Genomic DNA, 24,716 nt, shown 5'->3' on the forward strand with positions numbered 1-24,716 from the left:
CGGACCAGGTGATCACCGAGGGAGAGCGTCGTGGCCGCACGTGTCGTCAGTCCCACCGGGCGGGGGTTCCTGCTGCTCGACGCGCATCCGACCGGGTGCTTCCGCAGCGTCACCGACATGGTCGCGCGGGTGCCGGCGGTGCCCGCGGGCGGCGAGCGGCCCGTCGCGCTCGTCATCGGCTCCAGCGCCGGCTACGGCCTGGCCGCCACCGTGGCGGGGCTGCGGCGGCACGGCATCCACGGCGCCGGGGTCGCGTTCGAGCGGCCGCCGGGGCGGCGCACCGCGACCGCGGGGTGGTACCGCACGATCGCCACCGACGCGGTCGCCGCCGAGGCCGGCAGCGACTTCACGTTCGTCAACGCCGACGCGTTCGCCGACACCACCAAGGACGAGGTGCTGGAGCTGCTCGCCAAGCGCTTCGGCCGGGTGGACTTCCTGGTGTACAGCGTCGCCGCGCCGCGCCGGTCGGACCCGCGCACGGGCGAGACGTACCAGTCGGTCATCAAGCCGCTCGGCGCCGCGCACACGACGAGGACGCTGGAGTTCGACGGCGACGGCACCCCCGTCCTGCGCGAGGTGACCGCCCAGCCGGCCGGCGAGGCCGAGGCCGCCGACACGGTGCGGGTGATGGGCGGGGAGGACTGGTCCCGCTGGATCGACGCGCTGCGGGAGCGCCGGCTGCTGGGCGACGGGTTCCGCACCGTCGCGCTGTCGTACATCGGCTCCGGCCTCACCTCGGCGATCTACCGCGACGGCACGATCGGCGCGGCGAAGCTGCACCTGGAGCAGACCGCCCGGGAGCTCGACGAGCGCCTCGCCGCGGTCGGCGGCCGGGCGCTGACCTCGGTCAACGGGGCCGCCGTCACGCAGGCGTCGACCGCGATCCCCGGCATCGCGCTGTACGTGAGCCTGCTGCGCGCCGTGCTCGGCGACGCGCTGCAGTCCCCGGTCGAGCAGTCGGTGCGGCTGTGGGACCAGCTCACCGGCGCGGCCCCGCTCGACCTCGACGAGCAGGGCCGGCTGCGGCTGGACCGGTGGGAGCTCGACCCGGCGGTGCAGGCCGCCGTCGCCGACCGCTGGCGGGCCATCACCCCGGACACGATCGCCGAGGTCGCCGACGTCGACTGGTTCCGCGCGCAGTTCCGCGGCCTGTACGGCTTCGACGTGCCCGGCGTCGACTACGCGCAGCCGGTCGACCCGGACCTGGAGTGGCCCGCCCAGCGCTGAGCGGCGCCGCGCCACCCGCGTCTCGGGCCGCTCCCGGTCGAACGGCGGGTCGGTGCGGCGGGAGGCGCCGCGCACGGTCTGGCCGAGGTCGGTGGGGAGCATCGACGTGCCGGCCCTGGACGGCAGATGGCGCGCGGTCACGGATACCACCAGCCGATGAGGTGCCACTGCCAGGTGAACCAGGCGAAGGGCAGCGCCCCGGCGAGCAGCACGACCTGGTGGACCCTGGCCGCGGTCCGGGCGCCGCGGGCCCGCCAGCCGGTGACGGTGCCGGCCACGGCCGCCGCCCACCCGGCGAGCGCGAGCAGCGGCAGCACCAGCAGCAGTGTGAAGGTCGCCGGGACGCCGTAGAGGAACGCACCCGGGTTGTACAGCACCTCGACGGCCAGCCCGGCGAGGAACACCAGACCGGTCAGGCAGGCGCCGGCGGCCAGCGCCCGCGACACCCGCCACCGGCGGCTCGCCCCGGTGCGGCGCCGCAGGTTCGCCACCGCGCTGAGCGCGACGAGCGCGAAGCCCAGCAGCACCAGCAGGTTGAAGGGCAGGGTCTCGGTGCGGTCGAGCAGCTCGTAGGTTGGGCCGTCGGTGGCCGCGTAGCGCCGGCCGCCGGAGCCGGTCAGGAACACCAGGTGGTCGCGGCCGTCCTCGGCGGTGAACGTGCCGTCCGGCTGCGGCAGCCATGTCCTGCCCTTGAGGTGCACCGCGCCGGCCGCGTCGACGCTGAGGCGCAGCGAGCCGAGCAGGGTCGTCAGCTTCTCCACCGTCGACTCGGCGTGCCGGGCCGGCTGGTAGAACCCGGCCCGCGGCGCCGACCTGGTGACGCGCACCGGCCAGGTCGCGGCCGCCGGGGTCTGCGCGACCGGCCCCGCCGGGGTGAACCGGTCGAAGAACGCGTCCATGACCTCGCCGAACGCCTCGATCCCGCCGGTGCCGTTGGCGGACACGAACAGCCCCAGGTCGCAGCCGGGCACCAGGACCAGCACGCTCTGGAACCCTTCCCAGCTGCCGTCGTGCATGAGCACCCGGTGGCCGTTGCGGAACCGTTCCATCCAGCCGCCGGCGTACCCGCCGAGCACGGCGTCCGCGGCGAACGACCGGGCCGGCGGCTCGGCCAGCTGCGCGCGGGCGTAGACGGCCATGTCGGCGGCGGTGGCGCTGATCGAGCCGTCCGGCGGCATCCGGTCGAAGGTGAACGGGATCGCGGCCGGTGGCGCCGCGTCGGAGTCGTAGCCGCGGGCGAGGTCACCGGCGAGGGCGGCCGGCACCGGCTCGGCGGCCGTGGTGTGCGCCATGCCGAGCGGGTCGAGGATGTGCGCCTGCACGTACCGGTCGAACGGCTCGCCGCTGACCTGGGCGACGACGTACCCGGCGAGCGCCGCGCCGTAGTTCGAGTAGGCGGAGACCTCCCCCGGCGGCCGGATCCGGGCCGGCATGTGCCGCGCCAGGTAGGTCTCCAGCGGTGCCACGTCGGCGGCGGTACGGGCACCGACGCCGACGAACCGGTCCTCGAACCCGGCCGTGTGGTCCATCAGCGCCCGCAGCGTGACGGGCCGCGGGAAGGTCGCCGGCACGGCGAAGCCGCGCAGGTAGGTGTTGACGTCGGCGTCCAGGTCGACCCGCCCGGCGGCGGCCTCGCGGCGCACGGCGGCCCAGGTGAACGTCTTCGTGACCGAGGCGATGCGCACCAGCGACCGTTCGGGGTCGAACGGCCTGCCGGCGGCCACGTCGGCCAGGCCGTAGCCCTTCGCGAACACCGTCGAGGCCCGGCCGGTCACCGCGACGACCGCCCCGGGCACGCGGAAGCGCTCCAGCCGGGGCGGCAGCGCCCCGTCGAAGAACGCGGCGGCGCCCGCGGGGTCGGCGCACCCGGGCGGCGCCGACCAGGCCGCCGTGGGGGCGACCGGCAGCAGCGGCACGGCGAGACACAGGGCGAGCAGGGCACGGCGCATCGGGAACCTCCACGTCGGGGGCGGGGACGGTCCCGAGCCTGCCGCCGCGGCCCGGGCCCGCACATCGCCGCCGGGTCGGCACCCGGCTCCGACTTTGGTCGGTGCCGCCGTCGACCCTCGGCGCATGCGCGGCCGGCCGCCGGCTGTCTACGCTGCTCGGACATGAGGCTCCTGCAGCGACGCGACGTCGCCGACGGTGTGCTGGTGCTCGCCTGCCTGGCGCTGACCGCCCTGGCGGTGCGGGCGTCGTGGTCGGTGCTGCCGGCGCCGGTCATCGCGGCGGCCGGGGTCGCCGGCGCCGGCGCCCAGTGGTGGCGGCGCCGGCTGCCGTGGCTCGCCGCGGTCGCGGGCGCGGCGGCGTACCCGCTGTCGGGCAACCCGGGGCCGCTGCTCGTCGGCGTCTACTCCGGCGCGGTGCACGGCTCCCGCCGCGGCGCCGCCGGCGCCGGGGTGGCCGGGTGGGCCGGGATCGCCGGCTGGTCGTGGGTCGACGAGGGCCGCCTCGACGCCGACGACGTGGTGTTCTCCGCCGTGGGCGCGGTCCTGGTGACCGGGCTCGGCCTGTACGTGGCGGCGCTGCGGGAGCTGCGGGCGTCGTGGCAGGAGCGGGCCGAACGCGCCGACACCGAACGGCTCCTGCGCGACGAGCAGGCCCGGGCCGCCGAACGCAACCGGATCGCCCGGGAGATGCACGACGTCCTGGCGCACAAGGTGTCGCTGATCGCGCTGCACGCGGGTGCGCTGGAGGTCACCACCGACACGACCCGCTTCCAGCAGGGCGCCGGGCTGATCCGGGGCACCGCCCGGGAGGCGCTGCAGGACCTGCGGACGGTCCTCGGCGTGCTGCAGGCGTCCCCGCCCGCCGCGTCTTCGCCGCCGCCCGTCCCGTCCGGGCAGCCGGCGGCGCCGGACGACGGGTTCGCGGACCTGCCGGCGCTGGTGCTCGCCGCGACCCGCGCCGGGCAGCGGGTCGAGCTGCGCGACCTGGCCGGCCCGCTGCCCGCGGGGACCGCCCGCGTCGTGTACCGGGTGGCGCAGGAGGGCCTCACCAACGCGCGCAAGCACGCGCCGGGCGCGCCCGTGACCGTCACCGTCGAGCGCGACCCGGCCGGGGCGGTCGCCGTCACCGTCGCCAACCCCGCCGGCGGCGCCGCCCTGGACCTGCCCGGCTCCGGCGCGGGCCTGGTCGGCCTGGCCGAACGCGTCCGGCTCGCCGGTGGCACGCTGCGCAGCGGGCCCGCCGGCGGCGGGTGGCGGCTGGCGGCCGTCGTCCCGTGGCAGGAGGCGACCGCGCGGTGATCTCGGTGCTGCTCGTGGACGACGAGGCGCTGGTCCGCGCCGGGCTCCGGATGATCCTGGAGACCGCCGGCGACCTCACCGTGGTCGGGGACGCCGCCGACGGGCAAGCCGCCCTCGACGCGGTGACCCGGCTGCGGCCCGACGTGGTGCTCATGGACCTGCGGATGCCGCATTACGGGGGCATCGCGGCGACCGGGGCGATCCGGGCGTTACCGCGGCCACCGGCGGTCGTGGTCCTGACCACCTTCAACACCGACGACGACGTGGTCCAGGCCCTCGCCGCGGGCGCCACCGGGTTCCTGCTGAAGGACACCCCGCCGGCGGAGCTGCTGCACGCGGTGCGGATGGCCGCGGCCGGCGACTCGATGCTCTCCCCCGCCGTCACGCGGCAGGTCATCGCCCGGCTCACCGCCGAGGACCCGGGCCGCCGCCGCCGCGAGGCGCTCGCCCGTCTCGACCCGCTCACCGAGCGTGAGCGGCAGGTCCTCGTCGAGATCGGTCGCGGCCACCCGAACGCCGACATCGCCGCCCGCCTGCACATGAGCGAGGCCACCGTCAAAAGCCACGTCACGCACCTGTTCGAGAAGCTGGGCACCACGAACCGGGTGCAGCTCGCCATCGCCGCGTTCCGGGCCGGCCTGGTCGACTGAGCGTATGGGCGAGTGTATATTTGTTTGGATACAAATGTAGGCTCTTGCCAGGTGCCCATCAGCGGACTGGCGCCGCGATGGAATCTCCCGCAGGATACGGCGTGCGGGACGACGTCGACGCTGGGAGGCAGCCGGACGTGCAGGGGCAGGTGCTGGGTGGCCGTTACCGGCTGCGGGAGCAGCTCGGCAGCGGTGGCATGGCTGTGGTCTGGTCCGCCACCGACGAGGTGCTGCAGCGCGTGGTCGCGGTCAAGATGCTCGCGCCGCACCATGCCGCGAAGCCCGAGTCGCTGCGCCGGATCCGGGCCGAGGCCCGGACCGCGGCCACCCTGTCGCATCCCAACGTCGCCCAGGTCCACGACTACGGCGAGGCCGAGGAGGACGGCCAGACCGTCCCGTACGTGGTGATGGAGCTGGTCCCGGGACAGACGCTCGAGCAGCGCATGGCCGAGGGACCGGTCGAGCCGCGGGTCGCGTTCCGCATCTGCGCCGAGGTCGCCGCCGCCCTGACCGCCGCGCACGCCGCCGACCTCGTCCACCGCGACATCAAGCCGTCCAACGTGATCGTGACCGAGACCGGCGCCAAGGTCGTCGACTTCGGCATCGCCGCGTCCGTCAGCCCCGGCAGTGACGGGACCCTGCCCGACGAGGTGCTGGGCACCCCGTCCTACCTGGCGCCGGAGCGGCTCACCGACGACGCCGTCGAGCCGGCCTCCGACGTGTACGCGCTGGGCGTGCTGCTCTACAAGCTGCTCACCAGGCAGCTGCCGTGGCAGGTCGACAACACCGTGCAGCTGCTCGTCGCGCACGTGTACACCGAGCCGGCGCCGCTGCCGTCGCTGACCGGGGTGCCCGACGACGTCATCGACCTGTGCCACCGCTGCCTGCGCAAGGACCCGGCGCTGCGCCCGGACGCGCCCGAGGCGGCGGCGATCCTGGCCGCGGCCGCCGGCCTGCGCGTCGTGGCCGACGAGCGGGCGCACGCGGCGGCCGTCCCGGCCGAGGACGGCGAGCCGTCGGCGGTGCTCATCCCGCCGCCCGGCATCCGCGCCGCGTCACCGTCGGGACCACCGCCACCGGCCCCCGCGCCGCGGCGCCCCAGGACGCTGCTGGTGGCCGCGGGAGCCGCGGTCGCCCTGATCGCCGGCGGCCTGGTCGCCGCGGCGGTCGCCGGCGCGCCCACCGGCGAGCGGGCCGCCGCCACCCCGCCCAGCGCGACGGGCTCGCCCGGCGCGCAGGCGTCCCCGGGCGCACCCGGCGACACCAGCCCCGGCGGCCCCGCCGGCGGGGGCACCACCACGGCCGGCGGCGGCACGCCCCCGGTCCCGGGCCAGCCTGGCACCGGGGTCACGGCCGGCACCGGAACCGAACCGACCGGCGCCGACCTTGAGCCCACCGCCGAGCCGACGACACCGGACGCGCAGCCCGAGCCCCAGCAGCGGACGCTGTCCTCCGTCGGCGGTTCCGTCCTCGCCACGTGCACCGCGGACGGCGCCGCGCACCTGCTGTCGTGGGAGCCGGCCGAGACCTACACGGTGGCGAAGGTCGAGGCGGGCCCGGCGATCAGGGCGCGGATCGCGTTCAAGAACAGCGAGCACACCGTGCGGATGACGGTCGGCTGCCTGAAGGGCGTCCCGTCGGCGGTCACCACCACCAACTGACCACCCGGTCTCAGCCCAGGCGGTTTCAGCCCAGACGGACGCGGCTGATCCGGATGCCCTCGTTCTTGTTCGTCGGGGGTCTGCCCGCCACCTCCTGCGGCCGCCCGCCCGCGTGGTGGATCGCGATGACGGTGCCGTCGGCGTCCAGCACCGGCGCGCCCGAGGAGCCGGTCTGGGTGTCGGTCAGGTACTGCACCACCCGGTCGTCGACGTAGGAGATGTGGTTGCGGACGAACCCGAGCCGCTTCCTGACCCCGCCGGGGTGCTGGATGATGTACGCCGGGCCGTGCAGCCTGGGCACGGCGCCGGGATCCAGCGGCACCACGGGCCATGTGTCGCCGGGGTCCTCGGCCGTGCCGATCAGGGCCCAGTCGTCGGCGGGGTCGCCGGTGACGGTGGCCGGGTCGCACCGCACGGCGGTCGACGGCACCGCGCCGCCGGCACCGTCGTCGTCGTAGCCGAACTCGGCGACCACCGCGCTCGCCGGGGTCCCGCCCGGGTGCAGCACGTGCCAGCAGGTCAGGATCCTGCGCGGGCCGACCCGCAGACCGGTGCCGAGCGTCCCGCCGCCGCCCGGTAGGGCGACCTCCAGCTTGCACACCGACGGGGCGACGGCCAGCAGCCGCCGCAGGGTGCCGATCAGCGCCGGTACCCGCCCGATCGGCAGCAGGAGGCTGTCGTGGTACAGCAGCGCCTCCTCGACGCTGACGGTGTCGGACGCGGCCAGGAACCGCGGCGCGCCGTCCCGCCCCACCGGCTCGGCCTCGGCCCGGGGCGGCCGGGCGGCGAGCAGGTCGTCGACGAGCGGCCGCGCCGGGCTGGTGGCGGGCACCAGGTCACGGACCGTCTCGGCGAGGGCCCGGCTCAGCCCGAGCTTCGCGGCGGTGTCCAGGACGTCCTTCCAGATGTGCACCGGCGGCTGCTGCAGGTCGAGCGCCCACACCTCGATCCCGGCCCGGGCGGCGACGTCGGCGGCCGCCTTCGGCGACGGGAACAGCTGGGTGAGGGTGCGGTGCAGCTGCCGCGCCGCCGGCTCGGTCCACGGGTACGGCCACGCCGCCAGCACGTCCGTCATCCGCGCAGCACCGTGCTCACCAGCGTCTCCAACGGGTCCGGCCCGGTGAAGTAGAGCCGCGCGGCGGGGCTGTCGAGGTTGCCGGTCGCGGCGAGCTCCTCGGCCAGCGGGCTCTGCGGGGACCCCTCGTAAGAGGCGTACAGCCGTCCCACCTCCTCAACGAGGTCATCCAGGGGCACGTCGTGGTATCTGAGGTTGTTGCCCCGCAGTGCGTAGAGTGTCGCCACCACGGCGATGGAAAGCGTGGAGGCGCTGGTCCCCATTGCCCGGGCGCAGACCCGGCTGAGCGCGGTGTCGCTCGCCGCCACCGCGAGCCGGCGCCAGTGAAGTCCCGTCACATACGACGACCACCAGAGATCCTCTCGCATGGTGGGATCGTTGGCGAATATGGTCTGAACGATGCGGTCATCAACCATCCGCCAGACATCCACCCTTGTCACGCGCGTGAACGGCGTTGGTGCCGCCGCCTCGTCGGAAGGGACGTTCGCGCCCTCTGCGAGGGCGGCGGCGAATCCCGGCACCTCGTGCTCGCTGACCGGAATCGTCAATGGTTTGTGTTCACCGAAAATCGCGATGCCCTGCCGAGCCACGGCAACTAGTGCAGGAAGGATCACTTTGTCACTCAGAAACGGCAGAAAAGACGCGTGCCGACCCTTCACGGGCTGACGGAGCAACCGCAGCTCCGCGGCAACGTCCACGGTGAGACGGATGCGGGCCGCCCACACGCCCAGCGCCATCAACTCAGGGTCCGACGTGCCCTGCCAATGCTCCCCCGACTTTACCGACGCCAGCAACTCGTCCGCCATCGCCTGCTTCCTCGTATGCCTCGCCAGCAGCGCGGCCAGGAGCCTGCGGTCGCGCTCGACCGGTCCTTCGGCGTCGGGGGCCGCCCCGAGCACCGCGAGCGCGCCTTCGACGTCGCCCTGGGACCAGCGGACCCAGGCGTCGTAGACGACGAGAGGGCTCTGCGGGCCGCGCTCCGGGTGCTCGGCCAGGATGTCGGGCACGAGGCGGTCCAGGCCGCGGGCCAGCACGTCGCGGATGCGGGCGGCGGCGTTGCGCTCCCAGGCGGCCAGGTTCGCCGCGATGCCGACGGGGCCGGCGAGCCGCTCGACCAGCCAGGCGCGGGCCGCCGGTGGGAGGTCGTCGGCGGCGTGTGCCAGCAGCGGGGCGACCTCTTCCCGCCACACCGCCGCGGCGGCCGGCACGTCGTCGAGGCGCAGGCGGTGGTACACCAGCTCGGCGAGGGTGCCGTCGGTGGGCGGGCGGCCGGCGTACCAGGCGGCGGCGCGGGCGTCGATCTCGCGGACCCGGTCGGCGTCGTCGCGGGCGAGCAGCGCCAGGGTGGCGGCGCGGACCTCCGGCCGCAGGCGCAGCACGTCCGGGCCGCTCTCCAGCAGCAGGTCCGGCGTGTCGTGCCCGTCCGGCGCGACCAGCGCCAGCTCGTGCGCCAGGCGGCGGAACACGGCCGTGGCGTCGGCCCCGGCGGGGCGGCTGTCGTGCAGGACGGCCCCGATGATGTCCGGGGTCACCCGGCGCAGGACGAGGGCGTCGCGGGCCAGCGGCTGCAGCTCCGCGTCGACCACCCGGTCCAGGATCCGGCGGTAGAGGAAGCCTTCGACCAGGTGCTTCGGTAGGTCCTCGACGCTGCCGCCGGCGGCGAGGAGGCGCTCGGCGAGCTGCAGGACCAGCGGCACGCCGTGGGCGGCGGTGAGGACCCGGGTGAGGACGCCGGGATCGGTGACGCCGTGCCGCGCCAGCCACTCGGTGGCCACCGTGTCGTCGAGGCCCTCCAGCGCGAGCCGCCGCGCCGGCCGGTCCCGCAGCGCCAGCGCGTGCACCGGGGCCCGGCCGACGACGAGGACCCGCAGCCGCGGCGCCTGGCCGAGCACCCGGTCCAGCAGCCGCCACACCTCGCTGTGCCGCTCGGCGTGCTGGGCGATCTCGAAGCCGTCCAGGACGAGCAGCGGCGGCGGGCCGCCGGCGGTGGCCCGGGCCAGCTCGGCGCCGAACGGGCCGGGACCCGGCACCCCGGCCAGGTCGGGTCCGGTGTCGGCCTGGGTCGACAGCTGCTCGGCCAGGACGCTCAGCATCGACTCGGCGTCGTCGGGGGCGAGGTCGGCGCGGTCGAAGTCGAGCCAGAGGATCACCGTGTCGGCCGGCAGGTCGCCGGCGAACCGGGCGGCCAGGCAGGACTTGCCGATGCCGCCGATGCCGGTGACCGTCATCGGCGGCGGGTCGTCCTCGCCGTACCAGCCGGTGAGGGCGCGCAGCTCGGCCTGGCGGCCCCAGAAGTGGGGGCGGGTCAGCGCGGCGAGCCGGCCGCGCAGCCGGCGGCGTTCGAGCTGCCGGCTGACCGTCGCGGCGCTCGGCAGGCCCGGCACGGTGCCGGCGAACCAGCGCACCGCCTGCAGCCACAGCGGCAGGGCGTCCTCGGCGACCTCGTCGACGGCGAACGGCGGCCCGGCCAGGATCCGGTCGATGACCCGCTGCCGGGGGTCGTCGACGGGGTCCGCGCCGCGCGCGGCGCGCAGCGCGTCGAGGGAGCCGGCGCCGGCGAGGATGCGCTGCCGGTCGGCGCCGCGCAGCACCCAGCGGTCCGCCGCCGGGTCGCCGACCAGTGGCCGGACCGCGTCGCTGTCGGCGGGGTCGAGACGGGCCGGGTCGATGCTCCAGCGCACGGCGCACCACAGCTGCCCGCCCGGCCGGGCGCCCGGCGGCAGGCCGGCGCCGGCGTCGCGCAGCCGGGCCCGGACCGCGGCCCAGTCGACCAGGTCGTGGTACTCGACGATCTCGTGCCAGCACCGGGAGTCCTGCAGCACGTCGAGGATCCCGCCGATGGTGACGCCGGCGTTGACGGCGGCGGTGACCGACCTGACGGTGCCGATGGCCATGCCGACGACGTGCCCCCGCATGGACAGCACCGGCGCGCCGGCGGAGCCCGGTCCGGTGTCGGCGTCGTGGACCAGCTGCGGCGCGGTGGCCTCGGCCAGCCGCCCGAACGAGACCTGCGCGGCCCGCCCACTCTCCGGGCGGTGGACCAGGAGGACCGGCTCGCCGGCGCTGCGGGTGCGGGCCGCCAGCGGCAGCCCCATCCCGGGCGCGAACCGGCGCAGCCGCAGCAGCGCGACGTCGCGCCAGTCCGGGAACTGCACGGAGCGGGCCAGCGGTCCGGCGACATGGACGACGTCGGCCGGCACGACGTCGTCGCCGACGTGGCACTCGACGTCCACGTTGCCGCCGACCAGGTGTCCGGTGGTCACGACCAGGTCGTCGGTGATGAGCCAGCCGGTGCTGGAGGAGCGCGTCACGTCGGTCTCGACGGTGACCAGCACGACCGACCGGGCGGCCCGTTCCAGCGCGGCGGCGAAGGCGGTCACCGGCACGTACGCGCGGGGTGGCATCAGGTCCATCCGTGCTCCCCGTCGGCCTCGAGGCTGGCGACCAGCAGGTCGTGCAGGTGCGGCAGGCGGCCGGCGTCGCCGGCGCGGGCGCCGTCCGGGCCGTCGACGGTGCCGAGGATGCCGGCGGCGACGTCGGCGACGCTCTCCTCGACCGCGGTCCGGCCGCGCTGGGCGGACCACGTGGTGAGCAGCTCGACGACGTGCTCGACGGTGATGTCGGCGCGGGCGGTGCGGTCCTCGGCCCACAGGTCGCGGTGCCACCGGCTCGGCACGGCGCCTTCCGGGTAGTCGATGAGCATCAGCCGGAACCAGTCCTTGTACACGCCGCTGACCAGGTGCAGCGCGAACTGTTCGAAGAACGCGCGGATCTGCGGGTCCAGCAGCGGCGCGCCGTCCTCGGCCACGCCGAGGTCGTCGACGGCGATCCACAGCGCGCAGCCGTTGCGCTCGGCGATCGCGCGCAGCTTGCCGCAGGCCGCCTTGTACCAGCCGTGCTCGGTGGACTCGGCCGGCGGGATCTCGGCGGTGGCGCTGTACGCGCCGAACAGCTCGACCAGCACGTCGTCGACGGTGGCGACCAGCCCGTCGCAGAGGTAGACGGACTTGGCGCCGGCGTCGCGGGCCGCGGACTCGAACAGGTGCCGGCCGTGGCTCTTGCCGCTCTGCGGCTCACCGCGCACGACGAGCACCTTGAGCGGGTTGCCGGCCGGGGCGAGGCGGCGGATGTACCGGCGCAGCTGCGCCCGGTCCAGCATCACCAGACCGGGGACGCCCGGCAGCACGGCCAGGTCGACCGCGGCGCGGGACTGCCGCACCGCCTCGAGCACCGCGAGCGACCGCTCGTGCCGACCGAAGTCGCCGTTGTCGAGCAGCTGCTGGTGCAGCGTGCGCAGCAGGCCGAGCTTGGCGCACCGGTCCAGCGCCTCCTGCCACACGTGCGCCGGTGCCCCGGTGGGCAGCGGCGGCAGGTCGGCCGACACCTGCTTGTACACCAGCTCGATGTCGGCCTGCTTGTCGAACCGCTGGTACAGCAGCTTGTGGAAGGCCCGCCCCTCGCTGCGGTGCCAGGGGTAGGCGGCGCCGTCGAAGAAGGGGTGGGTCATCGCGGGCAGGTCCCGACCGGGACGATCTCCACGGCGTCGCGCAGCGGGCGGCCACCGACGGTGAGCTGCCCGCCGACCCGGGCCGGGGCGCCGCAGACGGCGCCGTCGGGGAACCGGACGAGGACCTTCGACGGGTCCGGCGCGGCGGCCGGCGCCCACAGCACGAGCACCGAACCGGCGACGACGAGCGCTCCGGTGGCGGCGGCGAGCCACCGGCCGGTCCGCAGCAGCGCCCGGGCCTCGGCGGCGAGGCGCGCCTCACGGTTCATGAGCGTCCGGCCGCTGGGGAAGGCCAGGTCGTCCAGGCGCAGCCCGCCCGACGCGCGGGCCAGCCAGGTGACGGCGGCGACCGCGGTCGCGGCGGCGACGGTGGTGAGGACCTTCGCGACGGTGCCGTACGGCGCGGCGAGCTTGTCGATCGTGGTCAGCCCGCCGGCGAACGCTACGGTGCCGAACACGCCGAGCACCCCGGTCATCAGCGCGGACCAGCGGCGGGCCGCCGCCTGCACCGTGCTGAGCTGGCCGCGGCGCAGCTCGTCGAGCCGGGCCTCGTAGTGGGCGGCCTCGTCGGCGAAGGTCGTCATGTCAGGCTCCGGGCGCCGGGACGGTGATGTACAGGCCGTGGCCGGCGCCGCAGCCGCGGTGCCCCGGCCGGTGCTCGACGTCGCAGGCGCACGCCATCATCAGCTCGACGAGCGTCGAGGCCTCGACCGCGGCGTCGGACACGACGACGCCGCTGACGAGCTTCGAGGTCTGGTCGCCGCAGCGCGGGCACTCGCCGTGCAGGTCCCAGCGGGTGAAGTCGTCGCGGCGCGTCCAGCGCAGCCGCGGGCGGGCCGGGTCGTGCTCGGCCATCGCCTCGCGGACCTGCTCCTGCCACCGTTGCAGGGACGGCAGGGGGCCGAGCCCGCCGCTGGTCATCGTTGCGCCTCCCCATAGCCGACGCTCCATACCGTAGGCGTCCGCTCACGTCCCGCCAACCGCGTCGCGCCGGTTCGGACCGGTCGGTGTAACCGGGCTCGGCCGTACCGGCGACCGCACGGGCATCAACGGTCGGTTGCGGGCAGCGAGCCCAGTGGATATGGCGCCGGCTCAGCGGCGGCGGGGCGAGCGGAGCAGGGGGCGGGCGACGCCGAAGATGAGCAGCAGCGCCAGCAGCAGCGACCCGCCGCCGACGAGCGCGGCACGGACCGCCGGGGTGCCCTTCCGCGCGGGCGGCCGGGCGGCGGCGGCCGTCGGCGGGGCCGGCTGCGGGGCCGCCGTGGCGGTGGTGACCGGGCCGAGCGGGTCGGCGGTGACCGGCGGCACCGTAGCGGTCAGCGCCGCGTACGGGTCGACGAGCCCGTGGCCGAACGCGTCGTCGCGGCCCGCCGTGCCCTTGTCGCGGGCCGTGGCCAGCAGGCGGTGCAGGACGTTGGCGGCGTCCAGCCGGGGGTACTTCGACCAGATCAGCGCCAGGACGCCGGAGACGATGGCCGCGGCGCCGCTGGTGCCGGAGCCGACCGCGAACCCCGAGGAGTAGCGGGCCTTCGGGGCGGCGCCGATGATGTCCTCGGCCGGGGCGGCGATGTCGACGGTCGGGTCGGCGATCGAGCCGTCCCAGAGCCCGCCGGCGCGGGTGGTGCCGGCGACGGTGACGACGCCCGGGTACCGTCCCGGCAGCGGCACGTGGTCGTCGCCCTGCGGGCGGTTGCCGCCGGCGGCCACGACGATCGCGCCCTTGGCCCTCGCGTAGCCGATGGCGTCGAGCTCGGGCTGCTTGAGCGCGTCGTCGGCGAGGGTGAACGACATGTTGATGATCTTCGCACCGTGATCGGCCGCGTAGCGGATCGGCTCGGCGAGGGTGCCGCTGGTGGCGGCGCCGGCGGCCGTCCGCTTGCCGATCGGGATGGCGACCGGGAGGATGCTGGCCCTCGGGGCGATGCCGAGCACGCGGTTGGGGCCGTCGCCGCCGCGACCGGCGAGGACCGTGGCCATCTGGGTGCCGTGGCCGTCGGGGTCGTCCCAGCCCTTCTCGCTGGCGACGCCGTTGGTGCCGGTGCCGGCCAGCAGGGCGCCGGCCAGGTCGGGCTGGGTGCCGTCGACGCCGGTGTCCAGGACCGCGACGACGACGCCGTCACCCTTGGCGACCTGCTGCGCCTTCGCCACGCCGAGCGCGCCGAGCCACCACTGCTGCTCGCGGACGGTCTCGGCGTGCGCGGGCGCCGGGACCGGCAGCGCCACCGCACCACCGAGCAGCAGGGCCGCCACGGCGGCGCGCATCCTCACGCCCGCGACCGTATCGAAGCGGGGCGGCCGCCCGCCCGCCGGGCTGCGAGATCCCGGCGGGCGGGCTACCGTCCCGGGGCGCCGGCCGGGGTCAGGACCACCACCACTTCTGGTTCGGACCGCCGTGGCAGTCGTACTGGCCGACGGGCGCGAAGTCCGCGGTGCTGGAGTACGCGACCTCGAGGCACTTGCCGCTGTTGCGGTTGACGATCGAGCCGTTGCTCAGGAAGTACCACTTCTGGTTCGCCCCGCCGTGGCAGTCGTACTGGCCGGCCGGCGCGAAGTTGGCGGTGCTGGAGTACTGGATCTCCAGGCACTTGCCGCTGTTGACGTTCACCATCATGCCGGTGTTGGTGTCGTAGTTCCATTGCTCGACCGGCCCGCCGTAGCACCAGTACTGCCCGGCGCGGGCGAAGTTCGCGGTGGCGCCGTAGCTGATCTCCAGGCACTTGCCGCTGTTCTGGTTCTGGAACAGCTTGAAGTAGCCGACGGCCGCCGCGGCGGGCGCCGCCGTGGCCACCAGCGCCGCGGCCGCCACGATGAGCGCGCCGAGCGCGGCCAGAAGCCTTCGTCCTGTCATCACGTCCCCTTGTCCGTTGTCACTGCGTGTGCTGACAGGCACACAGTGAGCGGTTCAGGTTGCGGGTGCCACGGTCGGTCCGGTTCGCGACACGGCGGCCACCCTCGCGGTGACGGGGTTCAGACAGCCAGGGTGGCCGGGGACTCCGCGTCCGGGACCAGCAGCCGTGGGGCGCCCGTGCCGTCGGCGGGGACCGCCCACACGTCGGGGCGGCCGTCGTCCCGGCGCAGCGTGTACGCCAGGGTCGAGCCGTCCAGCCAGGCCGCCTGGTCGTCGACGCTCGCCTGCTCCGCGGTCGCGGTGACGCGCAGGCTCGCCAGGTCCAGCACCGACAGCCGCCAGCCCTTCGTCGGGTCCGCGTCGACCGCCCGCTTGAACGCGATCCGGGTGCCGTCCGGCGACAGCGACGGGCACTCGACGTTGTCCGTGACGGTCTCAACGGTGCGGGCCGCGAGGTCGCCGCGGACCAGGAACCGGCGGCCCGTGGTCGACATCGTGGCGTAGAACCGGTTGTCGTCGGCGGCGAAGGTGACGCCCCAGAAGTTCACGTCGGCGTTGCGGTAGGCACGGCCGTCCCGGACGACCGTGAAGTCCTCGAGCGTCTGCACGACGGCACCGGAGCGGGTGTCGATGATGCCGGTCCGGGTGGAGAAGCCACTGCTGGTGTACGAGTCGCCGCCGACGAACACGGTCCAGGCGACCAGGTGGCCCGACGGCGACACCCGGGCCCGGTTCGGCAGGCCCGGCACGGCGACGGCCTGGCGGGGTCTGAGGTCGGCGTCGAGCACCACGACCTCGTACGCCCACGCCGTCTGCGGCCGCAGGCAGATCCCGGTGCCGGCGGCCGCGTACGCCCGCACACACTCCACAGTGGACACCACCCGCGGGCCGGCGGGGTCGGCGGCGGACACGGACGCCAGGTGCCGGTCGGTGACGGTGAGCAGCCGCGGTCCCGGGCTCAGGGTCAGCGTGCCGGCGCCCGCCCCGGCCGCGGCGGGCGCGGGCTCGGCGCGGTCGGCCGCGAGGGTCGTGTACCCGGCCGCGGCGCCGGCGAGCAGGACGGCGGCGGCGGCGAGGACGGCGGCGCGTACCCCGTTCGACATGGGCCTCATCGCAGCGATCCTCGTTTCCTCAGCAGCGCCGGGGTGGCGGCCACGACGACGGCGACGCCCAGCGCGGCGGCCAGGCCGGCGGTCCGCGGCCCCCACACCTGCCACGCGAGGCCGAACAGGACGGACGAGGCGAGGTACGCCAGCGCCTGCCCGGTCTGGATCAGCGCGATCCCGGTGGTGCGCAGCCGCGCCGGCAGCACCGGGCCGGCGAGCGCGACGAGCACCCCGTCGGTGGCGGCGTAGAACAGGCCGTGCAGCGCGAGCGTGAGCACCAGCAGCGGCCAGCCGCCGAGCGGGCCGAACGGCAGGCAGTACACCAGGCCCAGGGCGGCGTAGCCGCCGAGGACCACCGGCAGCCGCCCGACCCGGTCGGCGAGGGCCCCGAGCGGGGCGGCCAGCAGCAGGTACGCCAGGCTGGTGCCGACCGCCAGCAGCGGGAACCACACGAGGCCGAGGTCCTCGCGGCGCTGCAGCATGAGGTACACGAAGCCGTCGCCGATCGTGGCGAGCCCGAGCAGGACGGCCGCCGCGGCCAGCCGGCGCACCGGCGCGGCCCGCAGCAGGCCGAACGCCTCGGCCGCGGTCACCTTCGGCGCGCCGGGCGGCGCCACGGTGTCCGGCGCGCCGGCCGGTCGTTCGCGGACGAACAGCACCAGCACGACGAGGGCGAGCACGGCGACGCAGAAGCTGCTGACGAACACCGCGTCGTAGGACTCCCCCGACGCGGCCAGGACGGCCAGCGCGACGAGCGGGCCGAGAAACGCGCCGGTCGCGTCCATCGCGCGGTGCACGCCGAACGCCCGGCCCAGCGCCTCGGGCGGCGACGAGGCGGTGATGAGCGCGTCACGGGGCGCGGTGCGCACGCCCTTGCCGAGCCGGTCGACCGCGACGACGGCGGTGATCGCCGGCACCGACCGGCCGGCCAGCAGCAGGCCGAGCTTGGCGGCGGCGGACAGCGCGTAGCCGAACCCGGCGACGGGCTTGCGGGCCCGGGTGCGGTCGGCGACGAACCCGCCGGCGAGCCGCAGCACCGCCGTCGCGCCGGTGTGCACGCCGTCGATCACGCCGTACGCGAGCGGGCTGACGTGCAGGCCCAGCACCAGGTACAGGGGCAGCACCGCGGTGACCATCTCCGCGGACACGTCGGTGATGAGGCTGACCGCGCCGAGCGCGACGACGTTGCCGCTGACGAGCGCGAGCCGGCGGCGGCGCGGGCCGGCCGGCGCGGCGGTGACCGGACTTGCCACGGTCGACAGGTACACCCGGCATCCCTTCCTGCGGTGACGGTCCGCCATCGTCCGACGGCACCGCGGCACCGGGCAACGCACCGCGGACGGCGGGCCGGCGTGCAGTTCGTGAACAGCACCTGACATCGAATGATTTCGTTGCGCGTTCACCTGCCGGCACCGCGCCGGCCCATCGACGTCCCTACGTTCCTTGGGCTCCCGCACACGCCCAGAGAAGGGTTTCTGGATGGGCATCCGTCTCACCCGCCCCCCGCTGACGATGGGGACGGCCGCGGTGCTGGTCGCCGCCACCGCCACCGTCGTCGTGGCCGCCGCGGCTCCCGCGTCGGCCGCCACGCAGACGTTCACCCCCGTCGCCGACACGTACGTCCAGAGCGACACCACGTCCACCAACTACGGCACCGCGACGCAGATCGTCGTGGACAACTCGCCGGTGCGCCGCATGTTCCTGCGGTTCGCGGTCTCCGGCGTCAGCGGCACGGTCACCGCCGCGAAGCTGCGGCTGCGCGCCATCAGCGGCAACGACGGCAGCGCCAACGGCGGCACGTTCAAGGCCATGAGCAACACCTCGTGGTCGGAGACCGGCACCACGTGGAGCAACCAGCCGGCGATCGACGGGGCGACCCTCGGCACGCTCGGCTCGGTCAGCCGCGACGGCTGGTACGAGATCGACGTCACCGGCTTCGTGACCGGCAACGGCACGTTCAGCATCGGCGCCAGCTCCACCAGCACCGACGGCGCCTACTACGACTCGCGGGAGAGCGGCGCGGACGCCCCGCAGCTCGTGCTCACCACCGGCACCACGACCCCACCGACGGGCGACCCCGTCTTCGTCGGCGCCGGCGACATCGCGAACTCCGGCTCCGGTGACAGCGCGACCGCGGCGCTGCTGGACACCATCCCGGGCACCGTCTACACGCTCGGCGACAACGTGTACGACAACGGCACCGCCGGCGAGTTCAGCTCGTACTACGACCCGACGTGGGGCCGGCACAAGGCGCGCACCCGCCCCTCGCCCGGCAACCACGACTACAACACCTCGGGCGCGACGGGCTACTACGGCTACTTCGGCTCGCTCGCCGGGCCGTCGGGCCGCGGGTACTACTCGTTCGACCTCGGCAACTGGCACATCGTGTCGCTGAACTCGAACATCAGCATGTCCGCCGGCTCGGCGCAGGAGCAGTGGCTGCGCGCGGACCTGGCGGCCAGCACCAAGCCGTGCACCCTGGCCTACTGGCACCACCCGCTGTTCACGTCCAGCTCCAACCACGCGCCGTCGACCTCGACCCGCCCGCTCTACCAGGCGCTGTACGACTACGACGCCGACGTCGTGCTGTGGGGTCACAACCACGTCTACGAGCGTTTCGCCCCGATGAACCCCAGCGGCGCCCTCGACACCGCCCGCGGCCTGCGCACCTGGGTCGCCGGCATGGGCGGCGCGAGCCACTACGCCTTCGGCACCATCCAGCCCAACAGCGAGGCCCGCAACAGCTCCGCCTACGGCGTGCTGAAGTTCACCCTGCACGCGACCACGTACGACTGGCAGTTCGTGCCCGTCGCCGGCCAGTCCTACAGCGACACCGGCACCGGCACCTGCCACTGACGCCGGGCACCCGCACGACGACCCGCGCCGCTCACCCCGGCGCGGGTCCCCGGACGGCACATGACGTCCGGCGGCGGGGTCTGGCCGGCCGGCACTGCCGGCGCGCCGCCGCCGGACCATACGGTCCCGGCATGGAACTCACGTGGTTGCAACGGTTCGGCGCCGCCAGCGGCGTCCTGCTCGCACTGTCGATCGGCGTACCGGGCGCGGTCGAGGCGTTCACCGGCGAGACGTCGGCGACGAGCCTGGTCCTCGGGCTCGGGGTCACGTTCAGCGCCCCGGCGGTCACCGCCCTCTACCTGCACCACCGGGCCACCGCCGGCCGGTTCGGGGCGGTCGCCTACGCGGTGCACCTGCTCGGGCTCGGCCTGTTCACCGGGGTCGCGTTCGCGCTGAACACGGTGCTGTTCTACCTGGACGAGCCCACGGTGGACGCGCTGCGGGCCGGGCCGACCGGCTCGGTGCTGCTGGTCAGCGCCGCGGTGTTCGTCACCGGCACGGTCCTGTTCGGCGTGTCGATGGTGCGCTCCGGCGGCTTCCCGAAGCTGCCCGCCGCCGGGTACGGCGTGGCGCTGACCCTGCTCGCGGTCCTCGCGCCGCTGCCGGACAGCCCGCTCACCAGCGTCGTGCACGTCGTGGCCGCACTGTCGGTCGGGTGGCTGTCGCTGTCGGTGCTGCCGGCCCGCCGCGCGGTCGCGCACGAGCCGGCCGCGGCTGCGTAACCTGGTCGGCATGGTAGCTGCGCCGCGTCCGGTGTCGTGGCTGCCGTACGTGATGTACGGCGCCGTCCTCCTCGCGGGCCTGCACGACCAGGCCCGCGGGCACGGCGGCATCGCGCGGGCCGCCGCGCTCGCCGCCGCGGTCGGGGCGCTCGCCGCCCTGGAGCCGCTGCAGCGCCGGGGCGGCGCCCCGCCGGCGGTGCTGCTCGCCGCGCGGACGGCGCTGTGCGTGCTGGTCGCGGCGCTGGACGGGTCGGGCCTGTCCAACCTGCTGTTCCTGCTCGTGCCGTTCACCGCGTACTTCGCCTACGGCCGGCGGGTCGCGGTGACCCTCGCGGTGGCGCTGGTCGCGGTGCCCGCCGGCTGGGCGACGATCGTCGAGCCGCGCTGGTACCGCGACGGCGAGCACCTCACGGACGTGCTCATGCTCGGCGTCGGCATGGCCCTCGCCGTGGCCATGGCGTCGGCGGCGGTCGGCGAGCGCGACTCGCGGGCCCGGCTGCGGCTGGCCCTCGCCGAGGTCGCGGAGCTGTCCGCGGCGGCCGAGCGCGGTCGCGTCGCCCGGGACCTGCACGACAGCCTCGGGCACCACCTGACCGCCGTCAGCATCCAGCTGGAGAAGGCGACCGCGTTCCGGGACCTCGACGCGGCCGCGGCGGAGCAGGCCGTCCGCGACGCGCGGTCGGCCGCGGCGCGCGCCCTGGACGAGGTCCGCGGCGCCGTGCGGACCCTCGCGCAGCCGTTCTCGCTGTCGGGGGCGCTCGCCGAGCTGGCCGACGGCGGCGGGCCGTGCACCGTCGACGTGGAGGTGCTCGGCGACGAGCGGGAGCTGCCGGTGGCGGCGCGGGTCGCGCTGTTCCGGGCGGCGCAGGAGGGCGTCACGAACGCCCGCCGCCACGCCGGCGCCGCCCGGGTCACGGTCCGCGCCACGATCGGCGACGACGCCGCGCGGCTGGTCGTCGCCGACGACGGGCACGGGTTCGCCGAGGGGGCCACCGACGGGTTCGGGCTGCGCGGCATGCGGGAGCGGGTGGCCGCGGTCGGCGGCAGCGTCGACGTGACCGGCACGTCCGGGGTCACGCTCACCGTGACCGTGCCACGGCGGGCGGCATGACCGGCCAGCGAAGCGTCTCGGGCCGGTCATCAGGGGCGCAGTGTCGGGTCATGCGCCCGGAACGGAGTGAGGACGCATGACCGGCCAGCGAAGCGTCTCGGGCCGGTCATCAGGGGCGCAGTGTTGGGTCATGCGCCCGGAACGGAGTGAGGACGCATGACCCGACCGGCCGGCCCGCCCGGCGGCACCGTGCGGGTCCTGGTCGTCGACGACCAGCAGCTGGTCCGCGACGGCATCGCGTCGCTGCTGGGCATCCAGCCGGGGATCGAGGTCGTCGGCACCGCCGCCGACGGCGCCGAGGCCGTCGCGTTGGCCCTGCAGACGGCGCCGGACGTGGTGCTGATGGACGTGCGCATGCCCGGCACGGACGGTGTCGCGGCCACCGAGGCGCTGCGCCGCGACCTGCCCGCGTGCCGGGTGGTCATGCTCACCACCTTCGACGACGACGAGTACGTGACCCGGGCGCTGCGCGCCGGCGCGAGCGGCTACCTGCTCAAGGACCTCGGCGCGGCCGACCTCGCCGCCGCGGTGCGGCTCACCCACGCGGGCGTGGCGCAGCTCGCCGCCGGGGTCGCCGCCCGGCTTGCCGGGGCCGCCCGGCCACCGGCCGCGGCGGCCGGCGCGCTGACCGGTCGCGAGGTGGAGATCCTGCGGCTGGTCGCGAAGGGTGCGACGAACCGGGAGATCGGCCGGGCCCTGTTCGTCAGCGAGGGCACCGTGAAGAACCACGTGTCGCGGGTGCTGAGCCGCCTGGGGCTGCGCGACCGGACCCAGGCGGCGATCTACGCCCGCGAGCACGGCATGCTGACCGACTGACCGGCCGGCGCGCCCCCTCGACGCGCCGGCCGGGCGCCGGTGTGCCGGTTCAGTCGCCGGCGGGCATGCCCCGCACGTAGACGGCGCGGATGCGGTGCAGCGCCGCGGGGTCCTGCAGCGGGTCGCCGTCGACGGCGAGGATGTCGGCGTCGTACCCCGCCGCCAGGCGGCCCTTGCGGTGCCCGAGCCCGCAGCTCTCGGCGGCCACGGACGTCGCGGCCCGCAGCGCCACCGCCGGCGTCATGCCGACCTGGCCGAGCTGCGCGACGGCCCACCGCAGCACGTCCGGCGGCTTGATCGGGGCGATCCCCGCGTCGGTGCCCGCGGTCATGACCGCGCCGGCCTCGTACAGGCGGCGCAGTGCGGCGATCATGAGCGGCATCCGGGACAGGATGCCCGGCGGCAGGACCGCCCCTGGCACGGGCCTGATCCCGATCGTCAGCCCGAGTGCCACCCGCCGGGACACGATCGCGGCGAGCACCGCGTCGGGGACCGGGTCGACGCCGTCGGCCGTCATGAACGAGACGTGCTCCAGGCCGTCGACGCCGGCGGCCAGGGCGTCGACGATGGCGCCGGTGCCGTGCGCGTGCGCGGTGACCGGCAGGCCGAGGCGGTGCGCCTCGTCGACGGCGGCGCGCAGCTCGGCGGGGCCGAACTGGGACACCTCCGGGCGGCTGCCCGGGGTGAGGTTCCCGCCGCTCGCCATGATCTTGATGATGTCGACGCCCCGCTCGGCGCGTTCCCGCACGGCGGCACGGACCCCGTCGGCGGTGCCGGCGGCGCCACCGAGGTAGTGGCAGTGCCCGCCGGGCGTGGTGATCGGCGGGCCGGCCGCGACGACGGTCGGCAGCGACGGGTCGGCCGCCGCCGCGTCGCGCACCCGCAGCGACAGGTAGCCGCGGTCGCCGAGGTCCCGCACGGTGGTGACGCCGCCGCGGGCGGCCTGCCTGGCGGCGGCCGTCATCGCCGCGAGCGCCGCGGCGTCGTCGCGGGCGGCGAGGCCGCCGACCGGGTCGGTGGAGGCGTCGAACGCCAGGTGCACGTGGGTGTCGATGAGCCCCGGCAGGAGGGTGGCGGTGCCGAGGTCCACGACTGTCGCGCCGTCGGGGACGGGCAGCGCGCTGCCGACGGCGGTGATCGTGCCGCCGTCGATGACGACGACGGGGTCGGGCATCAGGGTACCGGCGGTGCCGTCGAACAGCCGGCCCGCGCGCAGGACAGTGGTCACGTCACTGAGCGTGCGCTCCCGGGGCGCGGCGGGGCATCGGTAGCACCACTGAGATCTGGCACCGAATCGGCCCGGGCCAGCAGCGCCCGGCGCTCCTCGTCGCTGAACGCGGCCGCCGCGGCCTGCCGGAACAGCTCTGCGGCGCGGTCGCGGTCGCCGAGCCGCCCGGTGAGCTCGGCCTCGACCGCGAGGGCGTGCGGGTACCCGTCGAGGGCGCCGCCCGCCCGGGCCGCGGCGAGCAGGTCCAGCCCGCGCCGCGGCCCGGACGCGTAGCCGTGCGCGACGGCCCGGTTCAGCTCGATCACCGGCGACGGCTGCAGCGCGGCGAGCCGGTCGTAGCAGGCGGCGATCGTCGCCCAGTCGGTGTCCCGCGCCGACGCGGCGGTGGCGTGGCACGCCGCGATGCGGGCCTGCAGCGCGTACGGGCCGTCGGGCGGGCCGGTGCGGGCCAGGATCGCCGCGCCCTCGGCGATGGCCGCGTGGTCCCAGCGGGCACGGTCCTGCCGGTCGAGGGTGAGCAGGTCCCCGGCGGCGTCGCGGCGGGCGTCGCGGCGCGAGTGCTGGAACAGGAAGAGCGCCAGCAGCGCCGCCACCTCCGGCTGGTCCGGCATGAGCCGCCGCACCAGCCTGACCAGGCGGATCGCCTCCTCGGCGAAGGCGGGCTCCCCGGCGGCGTTGTAGCCCTGCGTGAACAGCAGGTACAGCACGGCCAGGACGCCGGGGAGGCGTTCGGTGAGCGCCCGGCCGGTCGGCACCCGGTACGGGATGCCGGCCGCCGCGATCTTCGCCTTGGCCCGGGTGAGGCGCCGGGTCATCGCCGACTCCGTGACCAGGAACGCCCTGGCGATGTCGCCGGTCGGCACCGCGCAGATGGTGCGCAGCGTCAGGGCGACCCGCGCCTCGAGCGGCAGCGCCGGATGGCAGCAGGTGAAGATCAGCCGCAGCCGGTCGTCGAGCGCGCCCGGTGCCTGCTCCGGCTCGGCCGACGTCAGCGTCAGCACGGCGAGTTCGTGCAGCTTGCGCCGCTCGACCGTCGCGCGGCGCAGCACGTCGACGGCGCGGTTGCGGGCGACCGTCATCAGCCACCCGCCGGGGTTGCCGGGCACGCCGTCGCCGGGCCACCGCTCCAGCGCCGCCGCGAGCGCCTCCTGCGCGCAGTCCTCGGCGAGGGTCCAGTCGCCGGTGACGCGGATCAGGGTCGCGACGATCCTCGGGTAGGCCTCGGCGGCCGCGACGGCCGCAGCCGTCGCGGCCTGTTCGCCGTCAGGCGCCATACGCGAACGGGCGCAGCTCCAGGCGGCCCCCTCTGGCCATCGGGTGGGCCCGCGCGACCTCGATCGCCTCGTCGAGGTCGGCGCAGTCCAGGATGTCGTAGCCGACGATCACCTCTTTGGTCTCGGTGAACGGGCCGTCGGAGACCAGCAGCTCACCGTTGCGGACCCGGACGGTCGTCGCCGCCGACGTCGGCGCCAGCTGGTCGCCGCGGACCCGGCGGCCGGCGGCGTCGTGCTCCGACACCCACCGCTCGATGTCCGGCTCGGGCGCCGGGTCGGTGTCCGGCTCGCTGTCGGTGCAGACGAACATCATGTACTTCATGGCTTCGTATCCTCCGCTCGACGGGATCTCACGATAGTGACGATCACCGCCGCGCCGATCGGACA

At 75.7% G+C, this 24,716-nt stretch carries 21 protein-coding genes; 8 read left to right on the forward strand and 13 right to left on the reverse strand.

The features are described 5' to 3' along the window. Positions 1-30: 30 nt before the first annotated feature. On the forward strand, positions 31-1,227 hold the full coding sequence (locus OP18_RS22210) for a trans-2-enoyl-CoA reductase family protein (protein ID WP_033360895.1): 1,197 nt from the start codon (positions 31-33) through the stop codon (positions 1,225-1,227). A 137-nt stretch (positions 1,228-1,364) separates the two neighbouring features. Here OP18_RS22210 and OP18_RS52880 read toward each other — a convergent pair whose 3' ends face one another. Continuing rightward, a complete protein-coding gene (locus OP18_RS52880; protein WP_052387131.1) occupies positions 1,365-3,176 on the reverse strand; it encodes a serine hydrolase domain-containing protein in 1,812 nt (603 codons plus the stop codon). Between the two features lie 162 nt (positions 3,177-3,338). Between OP18_RS52880 and OP18_RS22220 the strand changes: the two genes are divergently transcribed. The 3 genes from OP18_RS22220 to OP18_RS22230 all read left to right on the forward strand — a co-directional run bounded on the left by OP18_RS22220 (position 3,339) and on the right by OP18_RS22230 (position 6,786). Then, positions 3,339-4,475, forward strand: a complete 1,137-nt coding sequence (locus OP18_RS22220; protein WP_052387132.1) for a sensor histidine kinase — start codon at positions 3,339-3,341, stop codon at positions 4,473-4,475. Continuing rightward, positions 4,472-5,125, forward strand: a complete 654-nt coding sequence (locus OP18_RS22225) for a response regulator (protein ID WP_033361016.1) — start codon at positions 4,472-4,474, stop codon at positions 5,123-5,125. Before OP18_RS22220 ends, OP18_RS22225 begins: the two co-directional genes overlap by 4 nt. A 101-nt stretch (positions 5,126-5,226) precedes the next feature. Then, on the forward strand, positions 5,227-6,786 hold the full coding sequence (locus OP18_RS22230) for a serine/threonine-protein kinase (protein ID WP_052387133.1): 1,560 nt from the start codon (positions 5,227-5,229) through the stop codon (positions 6,784-6,786). 25 nt (positions 6,787-6,811) lie between these two features. Here OP18_RS22230 and OP18_RS22235 read toward each other — a convergent pair whose 3' ends face one another. The 9 genes from OP18_RS22235 to OP18_RS22275 form a co-directional block, all read right to left on the reverse strand. Next, positions 6,812-7,861 carry a trypsin-like serine peptidase gene (locus tag OP18_RS22235; RefSeq protein WP_033360896.1) on the reverse strand — a complete coding sequence of 350 codons (1,050 nt, stop codon included), beginning with the start codon at positions 7,859-7,861 and terminating at the stop codon, positions 6,812-6,814. Continuing rightward, positions 7,858-11,274 (reverse strand): trypsin-like peptidase domain-containing protein, encoded by a 3,417-nt coding sequence (locus OP18_RS22240; protein ID WP_033360897.1) that lies wholly within the window; start codon positions 11,272-11,274, stop codon positions 7,858-7,860. The genes OP18_RS22235 and OP18_RS22240 overlap by 4 nt, the downstream gene beginning before the upstream one ends. Beyond that, a complete protein-coding gene (locus OP18_RS22245) occupies positions 11,265-12,368 on the reverse strand; it encodes a P-loop NTPase family protein (protein WP_033360898.1) in 1,104 nt (367 codons plus the stop codon). Before OP18_RS22245 ends, OP18_RS22240 begins: the two co-directional genes overlap by 10 nt. Then, the gene (locus tag OP18_RS22250; protein ID WP_033360899.1) at positions 12,365-12,952 is read right to left on the reverse strand and encodes a hypothetical protein; all 588 of its coding nucleotides are present in this window, start codon (positions 12,950-12,952) and stop codon (positions 12,365-12,367) included. The genes OP18_RS22245 and OP18_RS22250 overlap by 4 nt, the downstream gene beginning before the upstream one ends. A gap of 1 nt (position 12,953) precedes the next feature. Beyond that, positions 12,954-13,289: a hypothetical protein gene (locus OP18_RS22255; protein WP_033360900.1), complete on the reverse strand. Its 336-nt coding sequence runs from the start codon at positions 13,287-13,289 to the stop codon at positions 12,954-12,956. Positions 13,290-13,460: 171 nt separating this feature from the next. Then, positions 13,461-14,630 carry a S8 family serine peptidase gene (locus OP18_RS22260; RefSeq protein ID WP_033360901.1) on the reverse strand — a complete coding sequence of 390 codons (1,170 nt, stop codon included), beginning with the start codon at positions 14,628-14,630 and terminating at the stop codon, positions 13,461-13,463. Positions 14,631-14,727: 97 nt separating this feature from the next. Further along, positions 14,728-15,216, reverse strand: coding sequence for an RICIN domain-containing protein (locus tag OP18_RS52885; protein WP_081970995.1), 489 nt, complete (start codon positions 15,214-15,216; stop codon positions 14,728-14,730). A gap of 119 nt (positions 15,217-15,335) precedes the next feature. After that, a complete protein-coding gene (locus OP18_RS22270) occupies positions 15,336-16,328 on the reverse strand; it encodes a TolB-like translocation protein (protein ID WP_156089696.1) in 993 nt (330 codons plus the stop codon). Further along, entirely contained in the window at positions 16,325-17,590 is a 1,266-nt protein-coding gene (locus OP18_RS22275; protein WP_033360903.1) for an MFS transporter, read from the reverse strand. The genes OP18_RS22270 and OP18_RS22275 overlap by 4 nt, the downstream gene beginning before the upstream one ends. 211 nt (positions 17,591-17,801) lie before the next feature. Here OP18_RS22275 and OP18_RS22280 point away from each other — a divergent pair, with 211 nt between their 5' ends. The 4 genes from OP18_RS22280 (at position 17,802) to OP18_RS22295 (ending at position 21,827) form a co-directional block, all read left to right on the forward strand. Further along, positions 17,802-19,178, forward strand: coding sequence for a CBM96 family carbohydrate-binding protein (locus tag OP18_RS22280; protein ID WP_033360904.1), 1,377 nt, complete (start codon positions 17,802-17,804; stop codon positions 19,176-19,178). A 131-nt stretch (positions 19,179-19,309) separates the two neighbouring features. After that, on the forward strand, positions 19,310-19,900 hold the full coding sequence (locus OP18_RS22285; RefSeq protein ID WP_033360905.1) for a hypothetical protein: 591 nt from the start codon (positions 19,310-19,312) through the stop codon (positions 19,898-19,900). A 10-nt stretch (positions 19,901-19,910) separates the two neighbouring features. Continuing rightward, positions 19,911-21,011 (forward strand): sensor histidine kinase, encoded by a 1,101-nt coding sequence (locus OP18_RS22290; RefSeq protein WP_033360906.1) that lies wholly within the window; start codon positions 19,911-19,913, stop codon positions 21,009-21,011. Positions 21,012-21,167: 156 nt separating this feature from the next. Next, positions 21,168-21,827 carry a response regulator gene (locus OP18_RS22295; RefSeq protein WP_033360907.1) on the forward strand — a complete coding sequence of 220 codons (660 nt, stop codon included), beginning with the start codon at positions 21,168-21,170 and terminating at the stop codon, positions 21,825-21,827. A 49-nt stretch (positions 21,828-21,876) separates the two neighbouring features. Here the strand turns inward: OP18_RS22295 and OP18_RS22300 are convergent, their stop codons facing one another. Genes OP18_RS22300 through OP18_RS22310 form a run of 3 tightly spaced genes read right to left on the reverse strand, consistent with a single transcriptional unit; the run spans position 21,877 to position 24,651 of the window. Then, entirely contained in the window at positions 21,877-23,055 is a 1,179-nt protein-coding gene (locus OP18_RS22300; RefSeq protein WP_033360908.1) for an amidohydrolase family protein, read from the reverse strand. Continuing rightward, the gene (locus OP18_RS22305) at positions 23,052-24,329 is read right to left on the reverse strand and encodes an RNA polymerase sigma factor (protein WP_081970997.1); all 1,278 of its coding nucleotides are present in this window, start codon (positions 24,327-24,329) and stop codon (positions 23,052-23,054) included. The genes OP18_RS22300 and OP18_RS22305 overlap by 4 nt, the downstream gene beginning before the upstream one ends. Then, complete coding sequence (locus OP18_RS22310) at positions 24,319-24,651, reverse strand: YciI family protein (RefSeq protein WP_033360909.1); 333 nt, start codon at positions 24,649-24,651, stop codon at positions 24,319-24,321. Before OP18_RS22310 ends, OP18_RS22305 begins: the two co-directional genes overlap by 11 nt. Positions 24,652-24,716 lie beyond the last annotated feature (65 nt).

It is taken from the genome of Dactylosporangium aurantiacum (assembly GCF_000716715.1).
In the GTDB taxonomy this organism is placed as follows: Bacteria; Actinomycetota; Actinomycetes; order Mycobacteriales; family Micromonosporaceae; genus Dactylosporangium; species Dactylosporangium aurantiacum.